19 protein-coding genes and 1 pseudogene are annotated in these 19,296 nt (G+C 65.2%); 10 read left to right on the top strand and 10 right to left on the bottom strand.

Translation table 11 applies throughout. The features are described 5' to 3' along the window. The first annotated feature begins 156 nt into the window (after positions 1-156). Entirely contained in the window at positions 157-780 is a 624-nt protein-coding gene (locus tag ACNO8X_RS12065) for a TetR/AcrR family transcriptional regulator (protein ID WP_418005464.1), read from the top strand. Positions 781-810: 30 nt separating this feature from the next. Here ACNO8X_RS12065 and ACNO8X_RS12060 read toward each other — a convergent pair whose 3' ends face one another. Further along, a complete protein-coding gene (locus tag ACNO8X_RS12060) occupies positions 811-1,425 on the bottom strand; it encodes a TetR/AcrR family transcriptional regulator (protein ID WP_418005463.1) in 615 nt (204 codons plus the stop codon). Positions 1,426-1,521: 96 nt separating this feature from the next. On the opposite strand from ACNO8X_RS12060, the gene ACNO8X_RS12055 reads away from it, so the two are divergent. The 7 genes from ACNO8X_RS12055 to ACNO8X_RS12025 all read left to right on the top strand — a co-directional run bounded on the left by ACNO8X_RS12055 (position 1,522) and on the right by ACNO8X_RS12025 (position 8,994). Further along, a complete protein-coding gene (locus ACNO8X_RS12055; RefSeq protein ID WP_418005462.1) occupies positions 1,522-2,415 on the top strand; it encodes a metal-dependent hydrolase in 894 nt (297 codons plus the stop codon). Further along, on the top strand, positions 2,415-3,488 hold the full coding sequence (locus ACNO8X_RS12050) for a PDR/VanB family oxidoreductase (RefSeq protein ID WP_418005461.1): 1,074 nt from the start codon (positions 2,415-2,417) through the stop codon (positions 3,486-3,488). Before ACNO8X_RS12055 ends, ACNO8X_RS12050 begins: the two co-directional genes overlap by 1 nt. Before the next feature lie 23 nt (positions 3,489-3,511). Next, positions 3,512-4,999, top strand: coding sequence for an aldehyde dehydrogenase family protein (locus ACNO8X_RS12045; protein ID WP_418005874.1), 1,488 nt, complete (start codon positions 3,512-3,514; stop codon positions 4,997-4,999). Positions 5,000-5,001: 2 nt separating this feature from the next. Then, the gene (locus ACNO8X_RS12040; RefSeq protein WP_418005460.1) at positions 5,002-6,465 is read left to right on the top strand and encodes a flavin-containing monooxygenase; all 1,464 of its coding nucleotides are present in this window, start codon (positions 5,002-5,004) and stop codon (positions 6,463-6,465) included. Further along, positions 6,465-7,349: an SDR family oxidoreductase gene (locus ACNO8X_RS12035; protein ID WP_418005459.1), complete on the top strand. Its 885-nt coding sequence runs from the start codon at positions 6,465-6,467 to the stop codon at positions 7,347-7,349. The genes ACNO8X_RS12040 and ACNO8X_RS12035 overlap by 1 nt, the downstream gene beginning before the upstream one ends. 35 nt (positions 7,350-7,384) lie before the next feature. Beyond that, positions 7,385-8,137, top strand: coding sequence for a nuclear transport factor 2 family protein (locus tag ACNO8X_RS12030; protein ID WP_418005458.1), 753 nt, complete (start codon positions 7,385-7,387; stop codon positions 8,135-8,137). Between the two features lie 647 nt (positions 8,138-8,784). Next, complete coding sequence (locus ACNO8X_RS12025) at positions 8,785-8,994, top strand: hypothetical protein (protein ID WP_418005457.1); 210 nt, start codon at positions 8,785-8,787, stop codon at positions 8,992-8,994. Here the strand turns inward: ACNO8X_RS12025 and ACNO8X_RS12020 are convergent. The 6 genes from ACNO8X_RS12020 to ACNO8X_RS11995 all read right to left on the bottom strand — a co-directional run bounded on the left by ACNO8X_RS12020 (position 8,937) and on the right by ACNO8X_RS11995 (position 14,868). Further along, positions 8,937-9,440: a hypothetical protein gene (locus tag ACNO8X_RS12020; RefSeq protein WP_418005456.1), complete on the bottom strand. Its 504-nt coding sequence runs from the start codon at positions 9,438-9,440 to the stop codon at positions 8,937-8,939. The genes ACNO8X_RS12025 and ACNO8X_RS12020 overlap by 58 nt on opposite strands. Positions 9,441-9,444: 4 nt before the next feature. Beyond that, a complete protein-coding gene (locus tag ACNO8X_RS12015) occupies positions 9,445-10,692 on the bottom strand; it encodes a DUF58 domain-containing protein (RefSeq protein ID WP_418005873.1) in 1,248 nt (415 codons plus the stop codon). Between the two features lie 5 nt (positions 10,693-10,697). Further along, complete coding sequence (locus ACNO8X_RS12010; RefSeq protein ID WP_260940709.1) at positions 10,698-11,666, bottom strand: AAA family ATPase; 969 nt, start codon at positions 11,664-11,666, stop codon at positions 10,698-10,700. Continuing rightward, positions 11,663-12,145, bottom strand: coding sequence for a hypothetical protein (locus tag ACNO8X_RS12005; RefSeq protein ID WP_418005455.1), 483 nt, complete (start codon positions 12,143-12,145; stop codon positions 11,663-11,665). Before ACNO8X_RS12005 ends, ACNO8X_RS12010 begins: the two co-directional genes overlap by 4 nt. Then, positions 12,142-13,101: a DUF4129 domain-containing protein gene (locus tag ACNO8X_RS12000; protein ID WP_418005454.1), complete on the bottom strand. Its 960-nt coding sequence runs from the start codon at positions 13,099-13,101 to the stop codon at positions 12,142-12,144. Before ACNO8X_RS12000 ends, ACNO8X_RS12005 begins: the two co-directional genes overlap by 4 nt. A 108-nt stretch (positions 13,102-13,209) precedes the next feature. Further along, entirely contained in the window at positions 13,210-14,868 is a 1,659-nt protein-coding gene (locus tag ACNO8X_RS11995; protein ID WP_418005453.1) for a GMC family oxidoreductase, read from the bottom strand. Positions 14,869-15,457: 589 nt separating this feature from the next. Here ACNO8X_RS11995 and ACNO8X_RS11990 point away from each other — a divergent pair. Beyond that, on the top strand, positions 15,458-17,023 hold the full coding sequence (locus ACNO8X_RS11990) for a sugar transferase (protein ID WP_418005452.1): 1,566 nt from the start codon (positions 15,458-15,460) through the stop codon (positions 17,021-17,023). An 86-nt stretch (positions 17,024-17,109) separates the two neighbouring features. Here ACNO8X_RS11990 and ACNO8X_RS11985 read toward each other — a convergent pair whose 3' ends face one another. The 3 genes and pseudogenes from ACNO8X_RS11985 to ACNO8X_RS11975 all read right to left on the bottom strand — a co-directional run. Then, positions 17,110-18,042, bottom strand: coding sequence for an amino acid--[acyl-carrier-protein] ligase (locus ACNO8X_RS11985; RefSeq protein ID WP_418005451.1), 933 nt, complete (start codon positions 18,040-18,042; stop codon positions 17,110-17,112). Between the two features lie 11 nt (positions 18,043-18,053). Next, positions 18,054-18,953: an acyl-CoA dehydrogenase family protein gene (locus tag ACNO8X_RS11980; protein ID WP_418005872.1), complete on the bottom strand. Its 900-nt coding sequence runs from the start codon at positions 18,951-18,953 to the stop codon at positions 18,054-18,056. Positions 18,954-18,971: 18 nt separating this feature from the next. Beyond that, a pseudogene (locus ACNO8X_RS11975) lies at positions 18,972-19,178 on the bottom strand (acyl-CoA dehydrogenase family protein); the annotation flags it as partial. Here ACNO8X_RS11975 and ACNO8X_RS11970 point away from each other — a divergent pair. After that, positions 19,101-19,271 (top strand): hypothetical protein, encoded by a 171-nt coding sequence (locus tag ACNO8X_RS11970; RefSeq protein ID WP_418006076.1) that lies wholly within the window; start codon positions 19,101-19,103, stop codon positions 19,269-19,271. The pseudogene ACNO8X_RS11975 and the gene ACNO8X_RS11970 overlap by 78 nt on opposite strands. The last annotated feature ends 25 nt before the right edge of the window (positions 19,272-19,296 follow it).

The raw sequence follows: 19,296 nt of genomic DNA, 5'->3' as shown, positions 1-19,296 counted from the left end.
CCAGGATCGAATTACTCGGCTGCACGTACTTGGCCGTCCATCGTCGCGCAACCGCCTTCTATAGGAAGCGTATGTTTCCTATAGAATTGACTGATGTCAAGCCAGTCGACCAGACCGTCGTTCACGTCCCGTCATGGTCACTGCGAAAATCGGCTGGTGAGCTCACCGACCGAGGACTTGTGGCGCGGCCAGTCGTCTGCCGCCCGCGCCGCCGAACGACGCGAACGGCTACTTGCGGCGGGGACGGAGTTGTTGGGCACCCTCGGTGCGCCGGAAACGACGGTGCGGGGCGTATGCCGTGATGCCGGCGTGGGGCTGCGCTACTTCTACGAGAGCTTCCGTGATGTCGACGCGTTGCTGGTCGAGGTGTACGACCGCGTTGCGGATGCGCTGACCGCGCAGGTTCTCGAACAGGTGCTGACAGCCCCCGCCGATCCACAGGCGCGAGCACGGGTGGCCTTCGGAGCAGCCCTCGCCTTCATCACCGACGACCCTCGGCGTGGGCGCATCCTGTTCCGCGAAACCGTGGCCAATGACGCGCTGCGCGAGCACGGCGCCCAGACCGTGCCGCGGTTCGTCTCCCTCGTCGCCACCGCGCTGACCGATGAATCCGAGCGCGCCACAGTGGCTGACGACAGCCGCCGCGCGCTCCAGATCAGTGCGCTCTCCGGTGCATTGGTGAAGCTGTTTCTCGACTGGCTGTCGGGCCAGCTGAACATCTCGCAGGACCAGCTCGTCGACTACTGCACTGAAGTGATGTGGTCGATCATCGGCAACTGATGGTGTACTTGCCGACCGCGGCACGGGGCGTCAGGGGTTGATGATCGGCATCAGGTAGGTGCGCGCAAATGCGCTGAGTTCTTCGTCGGATTCCAGTGGGACCAGGCCGGCGCGAGTCAAGACCAGCGAATGGACGATCCGGCAGACGATCTCGGCGCGCGCCTGGATGTCCGGCGTCTCGGGCAGTAGTCCGTCGCGGATCGCCTGCCGGAATACCGCTTCGGTCACCGCGATGGACGTGGCGAACGTCGATGCGCCGTCCGTCGTCAGCCGTGGCAGGACCCGCTCGGGCTCGAGCGCCAGCATTCGAGTGACGAGCGGATGGTTGCGCCACCGCGTGATGACGGTGACGAAGATGTCGGCCACCAGATCGGCCACATTGTCGTGGCGCGCGGGGATCGCGGCCAGCTCGGCGAGGACGCGCGCGACCTCCCGGTCGTACACCGCCGCGACCACGTCGTCGCGTGAACCGACGCGGCGGTAAACGGTGACGCGGTCGACCCCGGCCTGCCGGGCAATGTCTTCGATGGTCGTCTTCTTGACACCGACCTTCTCGAACTGAACGAGCGCAGCATCAAGGATGCGGGCCCGTACAGAGTCGTCGGTCTCCGGCGCATCTGTCGAGGTGACAAGTGCCGAGGTCATGCCGCAACGGTAGCAAGAACCAGACCGTTGCAACATATCGAGGAAATTTGTAGCTGCAACATTGCAATCAATCTTGTTGCATCGTACAGTTCGATCATGGCTGAATCGGCCGGCGCGACGAGGCGCCGCTACCGCAAGGAAGAGCACGCGATCAACGCGCGCGACGTCCACTTCGACTTCGGCTCGGTGCCGATGCACTACATCCCCAATGAGGTTTTTGCCACCCACATCGTCAACGTCATGCATTTGGTGCTCCCCGAGGGCGAGCGCGCGATGGCCAAGTGTTTGGCCGAAGCGATGCCCTATATCGATGACGAGCGGCTCCGTGAAGAAGTAGCCGGTTTCGTCGGGCAGGAGTCGATGCACGCCAGCAGCCATGCCGGCGCTCGCGAGCATCTGCAGTCGATAGGCCTCGACGTCGACTCGATGGTGCGGACTTTCTCCTGGTTCGTCGATCGGATCCTCGGCGATCACGGTCTGTCCGGGCGCGCCAAGGAGGAATGGCTCAAGGAACGGCTCGGCCTGTTCGCCGGGATGGAGCACTACACCGCCGTCATCGGCGAGTGGATGCTGGAGAACGACAAGTTGGCAGAGCTCGGCATGGACCCGACGATGCTGGATCTGGTCAAGTGGCACGGCGCCGAAGAGGTCGAGCATCGCAGCGTGGTCTACGACGCCTACATGTATGTCGATGGCAGTTACGCACGCAAAGCACGGACTGCCGTTGTCGCAAGCGCCACCCTGCTGACCACCTTCTTACTGTCGTCGGTGTACCTGTACGCGAAGGACCCTGAGCCGGACAAGGGCCGCATGTGGCCGGTGCAGTTCGTGAGCGCGACGGTGCGCGGGATCGTGCCCAACTTCGCAACCTTCTTCACCGAGCTCCCGCGCTACCTGCGGCCGGGTTTTCACCCGTCGCAACTCGGCCCGATGGACTCGGCACTGCGCTACCTCGCGCATTCGCCGGCCGCGCGCGCGACCGGTCACTGATGGAAAGCCCCACTGTGACTGAGGAATTCACGCCGCCCGCACCCCTGCGCATGTTCGGTGCCGTGATGGACGTGTACAAGCAGGTGTTCGTCGGCCCGACCGCCCCCCTGTTCTCTCGCCCGAACCCCTTACAGCGCAATGGATTCGAGCTCGACGTCCGAATCGAGGCGGTGCGTGTCGAGGCACAGGACGTGGTGAGCCTGACACTGCGACCGGCCGACGACGCGCAACTGTCGGCGTGGACGCCTGGCGCACATCTGGACGTGTTCCTGCCCTCAGGCAAGCAGCGGCAGTACTCGCTGTGCGGCAACCCGAACGATCGCTCCCGGTACCGGATCGCCGTGCGCCGCCTTCCCGCCGGCGGCGGCGGATCACTCGAGGTGCACGGCGCGCTCGGGGTGGGCGACGTGATTCGGGTGCGCGGCCCCCGCAACGCGTTCACCTTTGTCGAGGCCCCGTCCTACTTCTTCGTCGCAGGCGGCATCGGCATCACGCCCATCCTGCCGATGGTCAAGGCGGCCGACGCCGCGGGCGTGCCGTGGAAGATGGTCTATCTCGGCCGATCACAGACGACGATGCCGTTTCTGGACGAGCTGCAGGCTCTGACCGGCGGTGAACTCGATATCAGGCCAGACGATGAGTTCGGCGCTCCCGATATCAGCGAGCTGATCGGCAGAGCCGAAGCCGGTTCCGCGATGTATGTGTGTGGCCCGCCGCCGGTGCTCGATGCCGCGCAGCGCGCCGCATTCACCGCCAACCCGACGGGATCCCTACACACCGAGCGGTTCTCGGCGCGGCCGGTCATCGACGGTAGGGAGTTCGACATCACGCTGGCACGCACCGGCGCGACCGTCCGAGTCGGCGCCGAGGAGACGGCACTGGCCGCCATCCGGCGCGAGCTACCCGGTGCCGCCTACTCCTGCCAGCAAGGGTTCTGCGGCACGTGCAAGGTGAAAGTCCTTACGGGTCAAGTGGACCACCGCGACCGGACGTTGCCCGACACCGAACGGGATGCCTACATGCTGACCTGCGTCTCGCGCGCGGCCGGCGACTCCCTCGTACTCGACCTCTGACCTAAGGACCAACAGTGGCCACGCTGACGAATGCCCGCACCAGACAAAAGGTTTCGACGTTCGACGTCCGCAATCCGGCGACCGGAACGACGGTGGGGACGTATCCGATGCACACCGTCGCCGAGGTGGATGCTGCCGTACACCGTGCGCACCGGGCCGCCGACTGGTGGGGCGCACTGGGATTCGCGGAACGGGCCAAGTACCTCGACGCATGGCGCGCGGAGATCACCCGGGGCCGGGCCGACCTGGCCCAGGTCATGCACGACGAAATGGGCAAGCCGATCTCTGACGCCAAACTCGAGATCGCAATGGCGCTCGAACACCTCAAGTGGGCGGCGCGCAACGCCGAGAAAGTGCTCGGCCGCAAGCCGGTGCCCTCCAGCCTGCTGACGATCAACCAGGCGGCATGGGTGGAGCACCGCCCGTTCGGCGTTGTCGGCGTGGTCGGTCCGTGGAACTATCCGGTGTTCACCCCGCTCAGTTCGGTCGCGTTCGCGCTCGCCGCCGGCAACACTGTGGTGTTCAAGCCGAGCGAATACTCCCCCGGGGTCGGATTGTGGCTGGCCGCCGCGTTCGCCAGAGTCGTTCCCCAACAACGGGTACTGCAAGTAGTCACCGGGCTCGGCGAGACGGGCGCAGCGCTCTGTCGCAGCAACGTCGGCAAGATCGGCTTCACCGGTTCCACCGATACCGGCAAACGGGTCATGGCGGCATGCGCGGAACGGCTGACCCCGGTGCTGATGGAATGCGGCGGCAAGGACGCCCTGATCGTCGACGCCGACGCTGACCTCGACGCCGCAGCGGATGCCGCGGTGTGGGGCGGGATGTCCAACGCGGGTCAAACCTGCCTCGGCGTCGAGCGCGTCTACGTCCACGAAGCCGTCTACGCGGAATTCGTGGACAAACTCATGGAGCTCGCCGGGGGGCTTCGGGCCGGCGGCGACGCCAAGATCGGCCCGATCACCATGCCCAAGCAGATCGACGTGATCCGGCGCCACATCGAGGATGCGATAGCGCGTGGCGCGACGGCACTGCTCGGCGGAATCGACGCGATCGACGGTCAGTTCGTACAGCCCACCATCCTGGTCGACGTGCCCGAGGACGCCCTCGCTGTCACTGAGGAAACCTTCGGGCCCACGCTGACCGTCGCCAAGGTCGCCAACATGGACGAGGCGATCGAACGCGTCAACTCCGGGTCCTACGGGCTGGGTGGCACCGTGTTCTCCCGCCGCAACGGGCGCCAGATCGCGGACCGGATCCGCGCCGGCGGAACCTCGATCAACGCGTTCGTCGCCCACGCCACGATCCCGACCCTGCCGCTCGGCGGCGTCGGCGGCTCCGGCTTCGGTCGCGTGCACGGTCCCGACGGCCTCAAAGAATTCACCTACGCCAAGGCGACGACGCAGCAGCGTTTCCCCTCGCCCCTGGCACTGACCACATTCGCTCGCAGCATCACGATCGACGCCGTTGTCGACCGACTGGTTTCCGTGCTGCACGGAAGGAGCCGATAGCCATGGCAGCACAAGCCGAACACAGACACATCGCCATCGTCGGCGCAGGCTTCGGCGGCATCGGGCTCGCGATCAAGCTGCGCGAAGCGGGATTCGACGATCTGGTCATCCTGGAACGCGCAACTGACCTCGGTGGCACCTGGCAGGCGAACACCTACCCCGGCTGCGCCTGCGACGTGCCCTCACACCTCTACAGCTATTCGTTCGCACCCAACCCGAACTGGTCGCGCACGTACGGCCAGCAGAAAGAGATCCTCGAGTACATCCGATCCGTCGCGACGAAACACGATGTGGTGCGCCATATTCGCTTCGGCGCGGAACTGCTCGGCGCGCGTTGGGACAACACAGAGTCGCTGTGGCACATCGACACCGGTTCCGGCGCGCTCACCGCGGATTTCCTGGTCTCCGCCACGGGCGCGTTCGCGGAGGCCAAATACCCGTCACTGCCGGGACTGGATACGTTCGCGGGCAATGCCTTTCACTCGCTGCACTGGGACCACGAGCACGACCTGACCGGCGAGCGGGTTGCCGTGATCGGCACCGGCGCGTCGGCCGTACAGTTCGTACCGGAGATCCAGCCGAAAGTCGCCGCACTCACCGTTTTCCAGCGCTCGGCTCCCTGGATCGTCCCGCGCATGGACCGAACCACAGCAGGCTTGGAACGCGCCCTGCTGCGCAATCTTCCGTTGACGGGCAAGGTGATTCGCGGAGCCTGGTACTCGGCGATCGAGGCGCTCGGGCTCGTCGGGTTTGTCGACACCCGGTTCCGCTACCCCTACGAGGCGCTCGGCCGATTCCAGTTGTTGCGGCAGGTCTCCGACCCGGGGCTGCGCAAAAAGCTGACACCGGACTACATGCTGGGCTGTAAGCGCGCGATCTTCGCCGATGCGTACCTACCCGCCCTGGCCAAGGACAACGTCGAGGTCGTCACCGACGGCATCGCCGAGGTTCGACCGCACTCGATCGTGACCCGCGCCGGCGTCGAGATCCCAGTGGACACCATCATTTACGGCACCGGTTTCGAACCGATCCCCGCCGCCTATGACCGCATCATCGGCCCCGGAGGCATCTCGATCGGCCACCTGCAACGCAAACAGCGCCAGACCTATCTCGGCGCCACGATTGCCGGCTTCCCGAACTTCTTCTGCACCCTCGGCCCGTTCGGTGCGGCGGGTAACCAGTCGGCGATCTTCATGATCGAGTCACAGATCACCTACATCGTGGATGCGCTGACGACGATGCGCACCGCGGGCGCACACCGCGTCGAGGTACGCCAGGAGGCACAGGATGCCTTCCTCGACGAGATGGAACGCCGCAGCACCTCGACGGTGTGGCTGACCGGCGGCTGCCAGAGCTACTACACCACCCCAGATGGCCACAACTCGGGGCTCTACCCCAACTGGAGCTTCGAATACCGCAGCCGGACAAGAAAATTCGATGTTGAAGCGTACGAGGTGACAGCGTAATGGATATCGGCCAGCTCAACCCGCTCAGCTGGGTATCGGCGACGACCTACGACGTCAGCGGCAAGACCGTGTTGATCACCGGCGCGGGTCAGGGCATCGGCTGGGAACTCGCGAAGCTGTTGTACCGCCGCGGTGCGCGGGTTGCCATCGTCGATGTCGACGAGAGCAGCGCGGAGGCCGCCGCCCGGCAGCTCGGGCCCTCTGTACTGGGGCTCGGGGCCGATGTCCGCGACCGCGAGCTCATGGAAAAGGTCGCCACGCGAGTCGTCGAACACTTCGGTCGCCTCGACGTCGTCGTCGCCAACGCCGGCGTGACGCCCGAGCCGGCGACACTGCGCACCATGGACGCTCATGATTTCGACCGCGTCATGGACATCAACCTCACCGGAGTGTTCAACACGCTGCGCCCGGCACTCGACCACGTGATCGCGGCCAACGGACACGTCGTCGTCGTCTCCTCGTGCGCGGCATTCGCACCGGGCATGGGCGGCGCGACGTACATGATGAGCAAAGCCGCAGTCGAACAGCTCGGACGCGCCCTGCGGGTCGAACTCGCCGCGGTCGGCGCGAGCGCCGGCATCGCCTACTTCGGCGTCGTCGAGACCGCGATGACGCATGACATGCTCGACAAAGACGATCTCGGCGTCGAACTCGGCAGTCTGTTGCCGTGGCCCCTGAACGTGCGCATCACAGCCGCACAGGCCGCGAAGGTGATCGCCGACGGGATCGGGCGCCGGGCTGCCCGCACCATCGCGCCCAGCGGCTGGGAGCCGTATGCCTTGCTGCGCGGCGCGATCAATGTGGGGCTCGACAGCTGGCTCGCGGGAAATGCGAAGGTGCAGGAGCTGATCCGCGCGGTCGAGCGCCGGGCCGGCCAAATCTGACGACCATCCAACAACCGAACCAAGGAGCGTTGCGCATGTTCAATGAAGAACTGTTTCAGAAGGCTCTCGCCCAACCGCGGCTGCGGAAGCCGCTGCCCGAGTTCCTGGCCGGTAACCGGTCAGGCGGCAGAGTGCCCGTCCTGGGCGAGGACGAGCTGACGGCCATGACCCAGCGGTGGTTCGATGACTTCGAGCGAAAAGTCGCACACTACAAGAACTTCGGGATCGACGTCGCCTGGCTGATCGAATGGGCCAAGAAGTACTGGTGGAGCTGGCTGATGCGGGACATGTCGCTCAACGACGAGCTGTACACCCAGGACCTCCGCTACAAGGACCCCACCACCTTCGGGCGGACGCTGGTCGGGCTGGACGAGTTCGTGAAGTACAACTTCGCATTCTTCGATGCCATACCCGATTGGCGCTACGACCCGCTGCCGGGACAGGTGTACATCGACATCACACCCGAAGGCGAGACCCGAATCGTCATCCGGTACATCGGAAGTGGGCACTTCGACGGGTCGCTGCGGTTCTATCCGTACGACGAAACCGCGCCGACGGTCCACGGCATCGGAACCTTCGTTCAGTGCACCGCAGTCGACCGCTATCACTTCAACTCCGATGGGCTGATGTACGAGGGCGAGACGCTGTTCGACCTCCTCGACGCGCTGCAGTCAGCCGGCGTCGTACCCGCCGACGACAGTTGGCAGTTCAAGACACTCATGCAGGCATCGCGGGTGCCGGTCATCGTCCAGAAGCTGCGCCGCAGCGTTCCGATACTCGGTCACTAGGCTCCGGCGACGGATGTTCGGGTGAACCAGTGACGGAAGCGCGCCCGCCTCGTCTGGTGCTCATCTCCGGTCACCTCGGTCCAACACCCCGCGTCATAGCTCGTGGTCTTCGGAGCTCCCAGTCGAACGATCTCCAACGATCCATCGTCGTGTTTGATGTAGCGGTCGGCGAAGCGGGAAAACTCGTCAATTGCCCCGCCGTCACATGTTACGCGTACGGCCATGGTTGAAATCCAATCCATAAAAGATGTAGTTCTCGCAGATCATTCCGACTGCGAGCGAATTAGCTTGCGGCTGATCAGGTTTGGCGCCCGGGGACGTCGGACTATCGTCTGCCATAACCGCATCGCACGTGATGCGGTACCGATTTGGTGCGCCCGACATCACTGCGGGAGGGTGGTGGCGTCATTGCGACGCTCCGATCTTGACCGCGAACCGGCCAGATTCTTCAACTCGGCGACGAAACGGCTTCGAACAGCCGTATGCGAAATACCGCCGATCTCCTCACCCTACGCCGGAGTCCATCGCCGGAAGACTCGGAGGCTGCTGACCTCACCCAGCGGATGACCGCGTCGTCGTAGACGGCCGGGTGGACCCGGGCATATCCTGAATGTGACCCACATCACTCTCCCGCTGCGAGGAGGCGAATGATGGTCGCGAGCACGACGCATTTTGACAGGAAATTGGTTCTGATCGGCGTCGTCGTGCTGGCGCTGTGGCATGCCGCACACCGCTTCCGGTTCACGTTCGAACATGCGCTCCAGCTGGGCAGGTTCGATCGCGCGATCGCGCTATGTTGTTATGGCACAGCTCTATTGGGGTCGGTCGGCGCGATCTGGATTTTGGTATCGGTGTGAGGACTCAAGGCCAGCACGTAGATGGCGACCACCGCCGGCGGCGCGAGCAGCGGTAGCCACGGCAGGTCGAGATTCAACGTGGTGGCGAACGCCCCGGCGGCCGTGAACCCGAGCATGGCAACCAATGTCGGTCTGGTCATGGTGACCACACCGGATCCGGCGGCATGCCGCATCAGCAGGTAGGTGGCCGCTGAAAGTCCCGACAGCGCCGCGACCACCGGAGGCGCGTCGGACAGCGCCAACGCCATCACGGTGAGCAGGACCGAGGCCGTGGCAGCCACCCGAAACAGCAGTCCGGCTCCCACCGCCGCCAGCGCCGCCATCGAAGCGACCGCCGCCGGGCCATGTGTCTCGACAGCTGCCGCAGCGACCATCAGGACGCCGAACCCGGTCGAAACGACCCGGGCGCCCGGCTGGCTCCACCCGGCCCGCGCGGTGGTCGTCATCGCATCACCGCCTCGCTGTCCGTCGGCGAACCGGCATCAGCCGCAGCGCCTGATCCAAGGTGACGGCCGACGGCCACGGCACCACGTCCACTCCGACGATCCCCATGTCGCGATACATCGCGTGCCGCTGCAAGGCCCACATGCGGGCCAGGGTCGAGTCCTGCTCGGCGTCGAAGGGCGGCCCCTCGAGAACGTCGACCACCACCACGGTGTGCCTGCGTCCACGCAACTCCGTCAGCGCCAGCGCGAACGGGGTATCCAACAAGGTCGAGAACGCGAACACGATCGCGCCCGACGGCACGGCCGCGCGCGGAGCCAATGTGCCTGTCGTGGTTTCGTATTCACGTCCCACGGACAACGCGGCGTCGAGCACCCGATAGAACTGGCGCTGGCCGATATCGGCGCCGATCCACCGCGGGCGCAGGCTGCCGAGCGCGACAATGCCCGCGCGGTCACCGTTTCGCAGGGCACTCTGCACCACCTGGGCGGCGCCGAGCACGACCCGCTCCATCGCGGCACTCGCCGGGCCGGGAGGCTGCATGCTGGTGTCGATGAGAACGACCACGTCGGCGGCGCGGTGGGTCAGCCGTTCGGTGACATGCAGCCGGCCCCGGCGAGCGCTGACCGGCCAGTTGATGGTGCGCAGCTGGTCGCCGGGAAGGTAGGCGCGAACGTCCGCGTACTCGACGCCCGGACCGATGTGCCGCGTGAGATGGGTGCCGAGCCGGTCAGGCAACTCGATACGCGGTATCGGCGTCGATTGCGGCGGGGCAATGGGAAAGGCAAAGACTTCGGCGACGTCCACGGTGCCTGTCCCTGCCAACAGCCCGCCGCCGGCCACGACGTCAACCGTGGCCCGGATCGGGTACCGGCCCCATCGTTCGGCCGACACCGCAACCGTCTTCAGCTGCGCGGAACTGCCCTCGAGAACCTCGATATCCATTCCGGATTCGACCGACACCGTGACCTCGGACGCGACGCTCGGCGCTGCCGTCGTCACCGACACCGACAGCCGGGTCTCGTCGTCCTCGAAGCATCGCGTCAAAGCCGGCTGCCCCTGGACAAACACCTTGGCAGCCGGACGCTGCCAGCTGATCGAGCACAGCACGCCCAGCAGCGGCGCCGCGAAGGCGATCAGCTGCCAGCGGGGGCCGAGCACCGCCGCGGCGAGGGCCGCACCCGCGCATGTCGCGATGGCCAATGTCAGCGGTGATGCGCGCCAACGTAATTCGACCTCGCGCGGCTCGGTCACGTTCGTCACGCCGGCCCGCCACGCGTCCGCGGCACGGGCAGACGCTGCAGCAACTGCTCCACGATGTCGCTGCCGTGGACACTGCGCACCCACATCTCGGGTTTCAAGCTGATCCGGTGCGAAATCACCGGAATGGCGAGAGATTTGACATCCTCGGGAATCACGTAGTCCCGGCCGAACAGCAGGGCACGTGCGCGCGCGAGTTGAACGAGGTCGAGTTCGGCCCGCGGGCTGGCGCCCACGACCACCTGAGGGTGATTGCGGCTGGCGGCCGCCAGCGACACCACGTAGTGCAGGACGTCGTCATGCACCGTCACCTGCTCGACCGACTCGCGCATGGCGAGCAGGTCGTGCGCGTCGACAATCTGTTTCACTATCGGTTCGGCCGACCCGCGTTCCAGACGCCGGCGCAGCATCACCGTTTCGTCCGCACCCGACAGGTATTTCAGTTCGATCCTGACCGCGAACCGGTCCAGCTGTGCCTCCGGTAGCGGGTACGTGCCCTCGTATTCGATAGGGTTGTCCGTGGCAAGAACGATGAAGGGTGTTGGCAGCCGGTGGGTTTCGCCGTCGATGCTCACCTGGCTTTCCGCCATCGCCTCCAGCAGCGCAGCCTGAGTCTTCGGCGGCGTGCGGTTGATCTCGTCGCCCAGCAGCAGATTGGTGAAGATCGGCCCGCGACGGAACTCGAACCGGCCCGACTGCATGTCGTAGATGGTCGAGCCGAGCAGATCGGCGGGCAGCAGGTCCGGGGTGAATTGCACGCGAGTGAAGCTCAGTCCCAGCGCCCGGGCGAAAGACTTCGCGATCAACGTCTTTCCCAGTCCGGGGAGATCCTCGATGAGCACGTGGCCACCCGCCAGCACGGAGGTCAAGATGAGGGTGAGCGCCGCGCGCTTCCCCACCACCACGCGTTCGATCTCGTCGAGCACCGCCTCGGCATGGGCCGTCGTCAACTCGGCCGGCATCGTCATAGCCGCTCCAATCGATGCAGGATTTCGTCGAGCGTGGCCCGGCCAGGGCCCGGCTCCCCACGAGAGGAACGGAGGACGTTCTGCGGATCCACCCACTGCCACAAGTGATCCCCGAAGACCATCCGGCCGGTGGCTTGCATCGCGGCCGGGTCCTTGGCCTGCTGCGCGCCGGTGGCCATGAAGAATTCGCGGGCCAGGGTGGGCCGCAAGTGGTGGTCCCAGTCCCCGCGCGTGGATTCCGACCACTGGATCAGCGTGTGGGTGCGAACCATCCAGTCCCGCAACGATTCCTCCGCGTCGTTCGCGATGGGCTCGGCCGGCGCCGGTCCGCGGTGGGCCAGCCGGCGGCGGACGGCCAGCAATACGAGCGCCGCCGCAACGGCTGAAACCCACCCCACGACTCGGCGATCGCCGAGCAGCAGCGTGATCAGCTCCGCTCCCACCGCCAGTGAAATCCCCACGATCGCAAGCCGCTTCATGTCAGGCTCCGCAACTCGGCCAGCACCCGGCGAAGCGCCTCCGCAGCGATGTCGCGATGCCGTTCGGACATGACATGCGGGCTGAAACGTGCCTCGGCGAACAATGCCACGAGTTCGGTTGCGCTGCCGGCATGCAATGCGTGGTGTTCGACAGCACGGGCCAGCACTTCGGAGGGCGTATCGGAATCCTGTGGTTCGGCGCCGGGGGCGTCCGCGAGGGCGCGCTCCATCGCCGCATAGCAGGCGATGATCGACTCACGCGCCCCTCGGCTGCGATCGCCGATCTCGGCAAGGCCGAATTCCGCCGCGCGCGTGAGCGATTCCGGTGTGGATGCGGCGACCGGCGGTTCGTAGGCGTGGTCGATCGGCAGCTGAGGTTCGTTGGTTTGCCGTCGTCTGCGGACGACGACGGCAGCACCCCAGAGCAGCAGCATCACCACCGTGGTGGCGAGCAGGTAGCCGAAGACACTGTGCTCGGGTTGCGGAGGCGGCACCGGCATCGGAGCCGGCGGCGGCACTGCGGTGGGCGGTGTGCCGCCCGGCGCCTTGTTCGACGGGCCTTCCGAGATCGGGAGGTCGGGCAGCTGCAGCAGCTGCAGGTGGGAGAGCAGGACGACGAGCGCCAGCCACACCAGGAGGGCGCCGAGCCCGATCAGCAGTACCCTGCGCACCGGCTTCCACCCGAGCTTGCCCTCGAACGAGCCTGGCAGCGCGAAGGGGGCCGACGCGGCGGCCGGCCGTGGGCGCCGTAGCGACGAGATGACGCCGATCCCGACAATGACGACCGAGACGATGAGCAGCGTGTCCACGCCAACCACGCTCGCGGTGCTGTGCGTCGGCTCGTCTGGGTGTGGGTGACCAACACCAGGCAGATATCCGTGCAGCGCGACGGCGACAACGAACAGCAGTGCGATCAGCGCGACCACGCGCCCCAACGCTTTGTCGATACCGCTCATCGGTACACCGCTCGGTTGTTTGCCCTGCCTCCATCGTGACATGCAACAGCGGATCCCGGGGAGATACTGAGCGGCCGATGGGGTTGTCGGCGACGAGTGATACCGCAGCTAGCGGGACATCTCCCACGGAGTGGCTCGCGACTGGCGTTCGCGCGGGCCTACGAGCGCGAGTCCGCCAGCGGGGGTATCCAGGATGAGGTCGGCAGCTCGGGCGGCCATCGCCATCGCGGGCGCATTGGTGTTGCCCGCGACCATGATCGGCAATATCGACAGGTCTACGACACGAAGTCCATCGATGCCGCGGACGCGCAGTTGATTATCGACCACGTCGTCGTCGTCGGGTCCCATGCCGCAGGTTCCGATGGCGTGGAATCCGGTGAGCCCCTGTGTCATCGCGTTGTACAGGAGTTCATCGTCAGACTGGACGTCGTCGCCAGGGGCCAGCTCCACTTCGACCAGTGCGGCGATCGGGGACTGCCGGAAGACCTCACGCATGGTCCGCAACACCCGGACAGCCGCGGCCCGGTCGTGCGCGGTGGCCAGATAATTCGGGTCGATCATCAGGGGTTCGTCCGGATCGGCTGAACTGATCCAGACGCTGCCTTCAGACGTCGGCCGCAGGATTTCGCCCATGCACGAGAGACCCGGCAGTCGTTCGACGTGTCCGCCGTGACCGGACAGCGTCAGAGCGGTGATCAGCATCTGGCCGTCGACCCGCGGCTGATCACGATCGGTCTTGAAGAATGCCAGCACGTCGCCGGCCGGCGCAGCCAGCGGTCCGCAGCCGGTGGCGGCGTACTTGATCGTGGACCGAATTTTGCCCGGCATGGTCGACAAGTGCCGGTTGTGTCCGATGTCCCGATTGAGCCGGTACGTATTCACCAGCGTCCGGTGGTCCCGCATCCGCCGACCAACGTGTGAGCGCTCCAGGTAGAGCGGCACTCCCGCGGCGGCCAATGTCTCTCGCGGCCCGATACCCGAAAGCTGCAACAACTTTGGTGAGCCAAGCGCGCCGAGGCTGAGCACCACCTCACGATTCGCCCGCACGACGGTAGACGTTGAACCCTGGCGAATCACGACTCCGGTGGCCCGTCCCCTGGTCAGCTCCAGCCGTTCTGCGGTAGCGCCGGTGAGTACCCGCAAGTTGGGGCGGCCGCGCACCGGATTCAGGAACGCGGTAGCGGCGCTGACTCGCCTACCGTTGTGAATTGTGGCGGGGGCCAGTCCAATCCGCGGTTCGTCCGATTCGTTCAGATCATCGAGGTAGCGCATGCCGAGACGGGTTCCGGCGGCGATGGTGGCCAGGGAGATCGGATCGGGGTCGGGCACGACACTGATCGCGAGCTCGCCCCCGAACCCCCGGCTGGACGACATGCCGATGGTGTTGTGTTCGAAACTGCGGTAGGTGGCCAAGATGTCATCCCAACCCCAGCCGATGTTTCCTCGCCGCTCCAGTTCATCGAAGTCGGCTTGCTGGCCGCGGTTGTAGACCATGCCGTTGACCGAGCTGGATCCGCCCAGAACTTTGCCGCGGGGCCACAGCTCGGCGGTGCCGTCGGGGCCGAACGGGATGGTCTGGTGCTGCCAGACGTACCGAGGATTGTCGAACAGCCGACTGCCGAGTTTGGGCACTCGCAGATAGGGGCTGCTCGCGCGGCCGCCGGCTTCGATCAGCAGCACCCGGTTGTGGGCACTGGCGGACAGGCGGTTGGCCAGCACGCACCCCGCGGTACCTGCTCCGACCACGATGTAATCAAACTCGACCATCCCAACCTCCGGTCGTAACATCGATTGGCGAAATATTTGCTGTAATCACATTCGCAAGTATCTGTTGGCACGAAATAGTGGCATAGATATGCAGTTAGTGGCTAGCTATAGCCCTCTGGCAATGTTCTGTTAATTCGCCAAAATCGCGCAATGCCGACAAGTAACCGGACTTGACCTCGACAAGCGACGCAGTCGATTGCGCCATCGACCTGCGCCGATCGCCGGCGAGCCGCCACAACAACGCTGCGGCGCCCGCACAGCCCGGCGAGCCAAACGGTCGCGGCGCCGCGCAACACCCGGTCGGCATCTGGCTGCCGATCGCACGAGCGACCCAGACCCCTATCCCCGTCGCCTCACAGGCCTGCGGGCGTGTTGTGAGGTACACAACACCGGTTGGTTAGCTGCCCTACTTGCCGTAAGCAAACCATAGGTATAACTTTGCTGAATCCGCAGCTGCTAACACAACCGTGGAGGTGCGTCGCCACCGTGGGCACGCACACGACCCCCAAAGCCGCCGGCTTGCCCGGCGCCGGCCACCGGGGTTGCGCCGACCAAGTGTGTCCCGCCCAGCAGAGAGCCGACCGCAGCCATGTCGACACCCACCATCGCAAAATCCCAGGTCACAGCACGACATACGCCAACCACCGACACCGTCACCACACCGTCCGAGGCACTGCCGACACCGGCCATCCACAGCAACCGCGGACGCTCACGACGTGAGCAGCGTCACGCAAAAATCGCCCGAAAACTCATTTTTAGCGACGCATTAGTTATTTGCTGTTCTGTCATTTTCGGGCAAATTGCGCGGTTCGCCACCACCGCCGGCCACCCCGTCTACGTCTCCTGGGACTCCGGCCCCCACATCCGCTACATCGCCGTCTCAGCCACCCTGGCGGTGCTCTGGATGGGCTTTTTGTCCCTGGGCAGCCGCTCGGCGAAGATCGTCGGCCGGGGGCTCGACGAATATGTCACCCTCGTCGCCGCCACTTTGCAGCTGTTCGGCCTCATCGCCATCAGCTGCACGCTGTTTCGTCTGGATATCTCCCGCGGCTACCTGGCCATCGCGCTGCCCGTAGGCCTGACCGGGCTCATCATCACGCGCTGGGCCTGGCGTCGCATCAACGCCGGCAGGCACCGCAACGGCCGAGACCAAAGCCGCCTGCTCGTCGTCGGCGCCACCAGCGCCGCCCACGACATCGCCACCGAATTCGCGAAGGATCCGTGGGTCGGGTACCAGGTGGTCGGCTTCTGCACCCCCATGGGACCCGTCCACGGCAAAGAGGTCATCACCGTCGCCGGCCGCGACATCCCCATCGTCGGCAGCGACGAGGCCATCCTCGACGCCGTCCAACGCACCGGCGTCGACACCGTCGCCCTTGCCGCCACCCACCACCTGAGCCCCGTCGCCATCCGCCGGTTGATGTGGGAATTGGAGGAGCAAGGAGTCGACCTGATGGTCGCCCCCGGCCTCATCGACATCGCCGACCAACGCCTCACCAGCCGACCCGTCGCCGGCATGGCCGTCTTCGAGATCGCCAAACCCCAATACAGCCGGGCGAATTCGTTGATCAAGCGAGCCTTTGACGTACTGTTCGCGGTCACCGCGCTGATCGCCATCGCACCAGTGATGATCGTGACCGCCCTGGCCGTCAAACTCACCAGCGCCGGACCCATCTTCTACAAGTCAGAGCGCATCGGAATGGACGGCGTGCCGTTCCGGATGACCAAATTCCGCAGCATGTACCAAGACGCCGACGGCCGCCAGGCCGAAATGATCGCCGCCAACGGCGGCAACGCGATGTTCTTCAAGATGAAGAACGATCCCCGTATCACTCCCGTCGGCAAGATCATCCGCAAATTCAGCATCGATGAACTCCCCCAGTTCTTCAACGTGCTGACCGGCGAGATGAGTGTCGTCGGCCCCCGGCCCCAAGTCCGCCGCGAAGTCGACACCTACGACGACCTCGTCAGCCGCCGCCTCTCCGTCAAACCCGGCCTCACCGGACTCTGGCAGGTCAGCGGCCGCTCCGACCTCGAGGTGGAAGACGCTGTGCGCCTTGACCTCTCGTACGTAGAGAACTGGTCACTGCTCCAAGACATCCTCATCATCACCAAAACAATCCGCACCGTCCTCGCCGGTGACGGCGCCTACTAACCACGCGAGATATACCACCCATCAGGCCCTGGGTCCCGAACGATGTCCCCGATCCATCGTTCGGGACCCAGTCCTGTCTGCGGTGTTCACCAGCCCAACGTAGACCGGACGTCCGATGGCCACGAGTCAGCCTTCAGGCCATGGGTTCTCAGCAGCGCCAGGGCAATGCGCTCCATTCCGAACCCTACGCATGCACTGTGCGCCGTTGCGCCGTCCGAGGTCGACAACCCGAACGTATCGCCGAAATGCTCACGGTGACAGTTGGCCGAGACCACCGCGGTGCCGTCGTCCAGATCACCGTAGAGCCGCACCAGCAGTTCGGTTTTCAGATTCTCGTCTCTCTGGTTGGCCGCCAACATACGGCCGACCCTCCCGAAGAACGGATCGTTCGCGGCTGCAGGCCGAGCCTGCAGGCCGAGCCCGATGAGCACCTCCATCCCGTGCGTCACCCACGAATCACGATGGGCCTCTGCCTGATCGGGTGAGCCGACGCACACATACTCGTGCATCCGGAAGGCCTGCATGCGCGCCGGGTCGATCGCCGGCTCATGGCGGAAGCAGTATCCGTAGACGTCCATCAGCACGCCTTCTGCCGGAAGCACCTTCGGCAAGGTGCCGTAACTGGGATGGCACGCGGCGGAAACCAGCATGGTGCCGGCCGGACTCAAATGTCCGTCCCACGGCAGACCAGCATCGCGATCGGCCAGCAATGCCCGATGTTCGGTGTTTCCGCCGGCGAACGTCGAGATGGCGCCTGTCAGATTCGGAAAAGACGCGATGTAGTCGGTCTTCTCGAAAGCCTCACGGGGGTAGAGCGGTGGGAACCGCAGCACCGCCGCGTCGTCTCCATGTACCGCTGCACCTTTGCCACGGACCGCGAAATCAATGCCGTCGACGATCTTCTCGAAGTCTCCGCCACGGCCGTACAGCCCGTCGATCCCCAGCGGGATCAGCAGGCCGGCACCGATCAGCTCATTGCGAAATTCGTTGCGCGCCAGTTCAAGCGAGTCGCCAGTCATGTTCAGGTCCTTTACCCCCGGTAGGCCAACACGAGATTGGCGTTGTTCAATCGGATGCGTTCATTGGAAACCATCAGCTGCGGCCCGAATGCGTCCCGCAGCAGCCGCCCCATACTCAATGCGTGGTCCTCGCGGTAGCCGTTGAGGCCGACGATCTTCAGCGCTTCGGTGACCACCTCGATCACCGCCGTCGACGCGGCAATCTTCAGATTGTTCATGGCGACCATGAAACTGATCGTCGCCTCAGCGGCTCCGGATTCAACCAACGCCTGATAGCGGCCAACCTCATGCAGCACCATCGATTCGAAACTCTGGTGCGTGACGGTCAAATCGGCCAGCAAGGACGCCTGCGGCACGGTCTTGTCCGGTGCCTTGCGCGCAGCTTGCCGAACTGTGGTGCGAGCCTTGGCATATGCCGCGTCTGCGATACCCAGCCAGACTGACGCCCAGAGCGTATGCGAGGCGGGCAACATCGTGGTGGCCAGGATGCTCGCGTAGTCGGCCGGCACCAAATTGGCCGGTGAGGTCCGGGCCGAAAGCAGATAGCCCGGGCTGCAGGTGCCACGAAATCCCATAGTGTTCCACGTGCTCGTGCGCTCGAGACGGGTGTCTGCGGACGGACACAGCAGTAGCACCTGATCATTGTTGGCCGCGTCAGGGTGGCGCCGCGCAGTCGCGCCGATGTAGTCGGCGAATTCCGCGTACGAGATGACTGGCGCGTTCTTGTCCAACACCACGGCGTCTCCGTCAGTGACCACCGCACAGGTGGATGAGCCGATATCACCGCCCGTGGTGATCTCCGTGGTTGCTGACGCAATAAGTGATTCATTTGCTGCGATCGACTTTGCCAGCTCTGCGGCCGACCCTGTTCGGGCATACTTCGCCAGCACCAAGGCCTGCGTCTGATGCATGGCGAACACCATGCCGGCGGCGCTGCACGCAGCCCCGAGCGACCGGGCGACAACCGCCAGCTCGCCGATCCGATAGCCCTGACCACCGAGCTCGGGCGGAAGCCCGCACGACAGTAGTTTTGCCTGCTTGAGTGCATTGACTGCCTCATGAGGGAAGCGCGCATCGCGGTCGACGTCGGCGGCGGCGTCGGCGGCGGCGCGTACCGCGTCGGCGAGTCCCGGGATGGCCGGCGCACTCCGCGCGGCAGCACCGTCATGGTCGGGCATATCGACTCCCTCGGGATGGCCACCAAGAACCTGGATTCCAGCAGCACGTGAGTTAGCTGTAGCTGATTCAGCGAAC

The organism is Mycobacterium sp. PDNC021 (assembly GCF_048282635.1).
Taxonomy (GTDB): Bacteria; Actinomycetota; Actinomycetes; order Mycobacteriales; family Mycobacteriaceae; genus Mycobacterium; species Mycobacterium llatzerense.
This window is presented reverse-complemented; position numbering and strand designations above follow the sequence as displayed.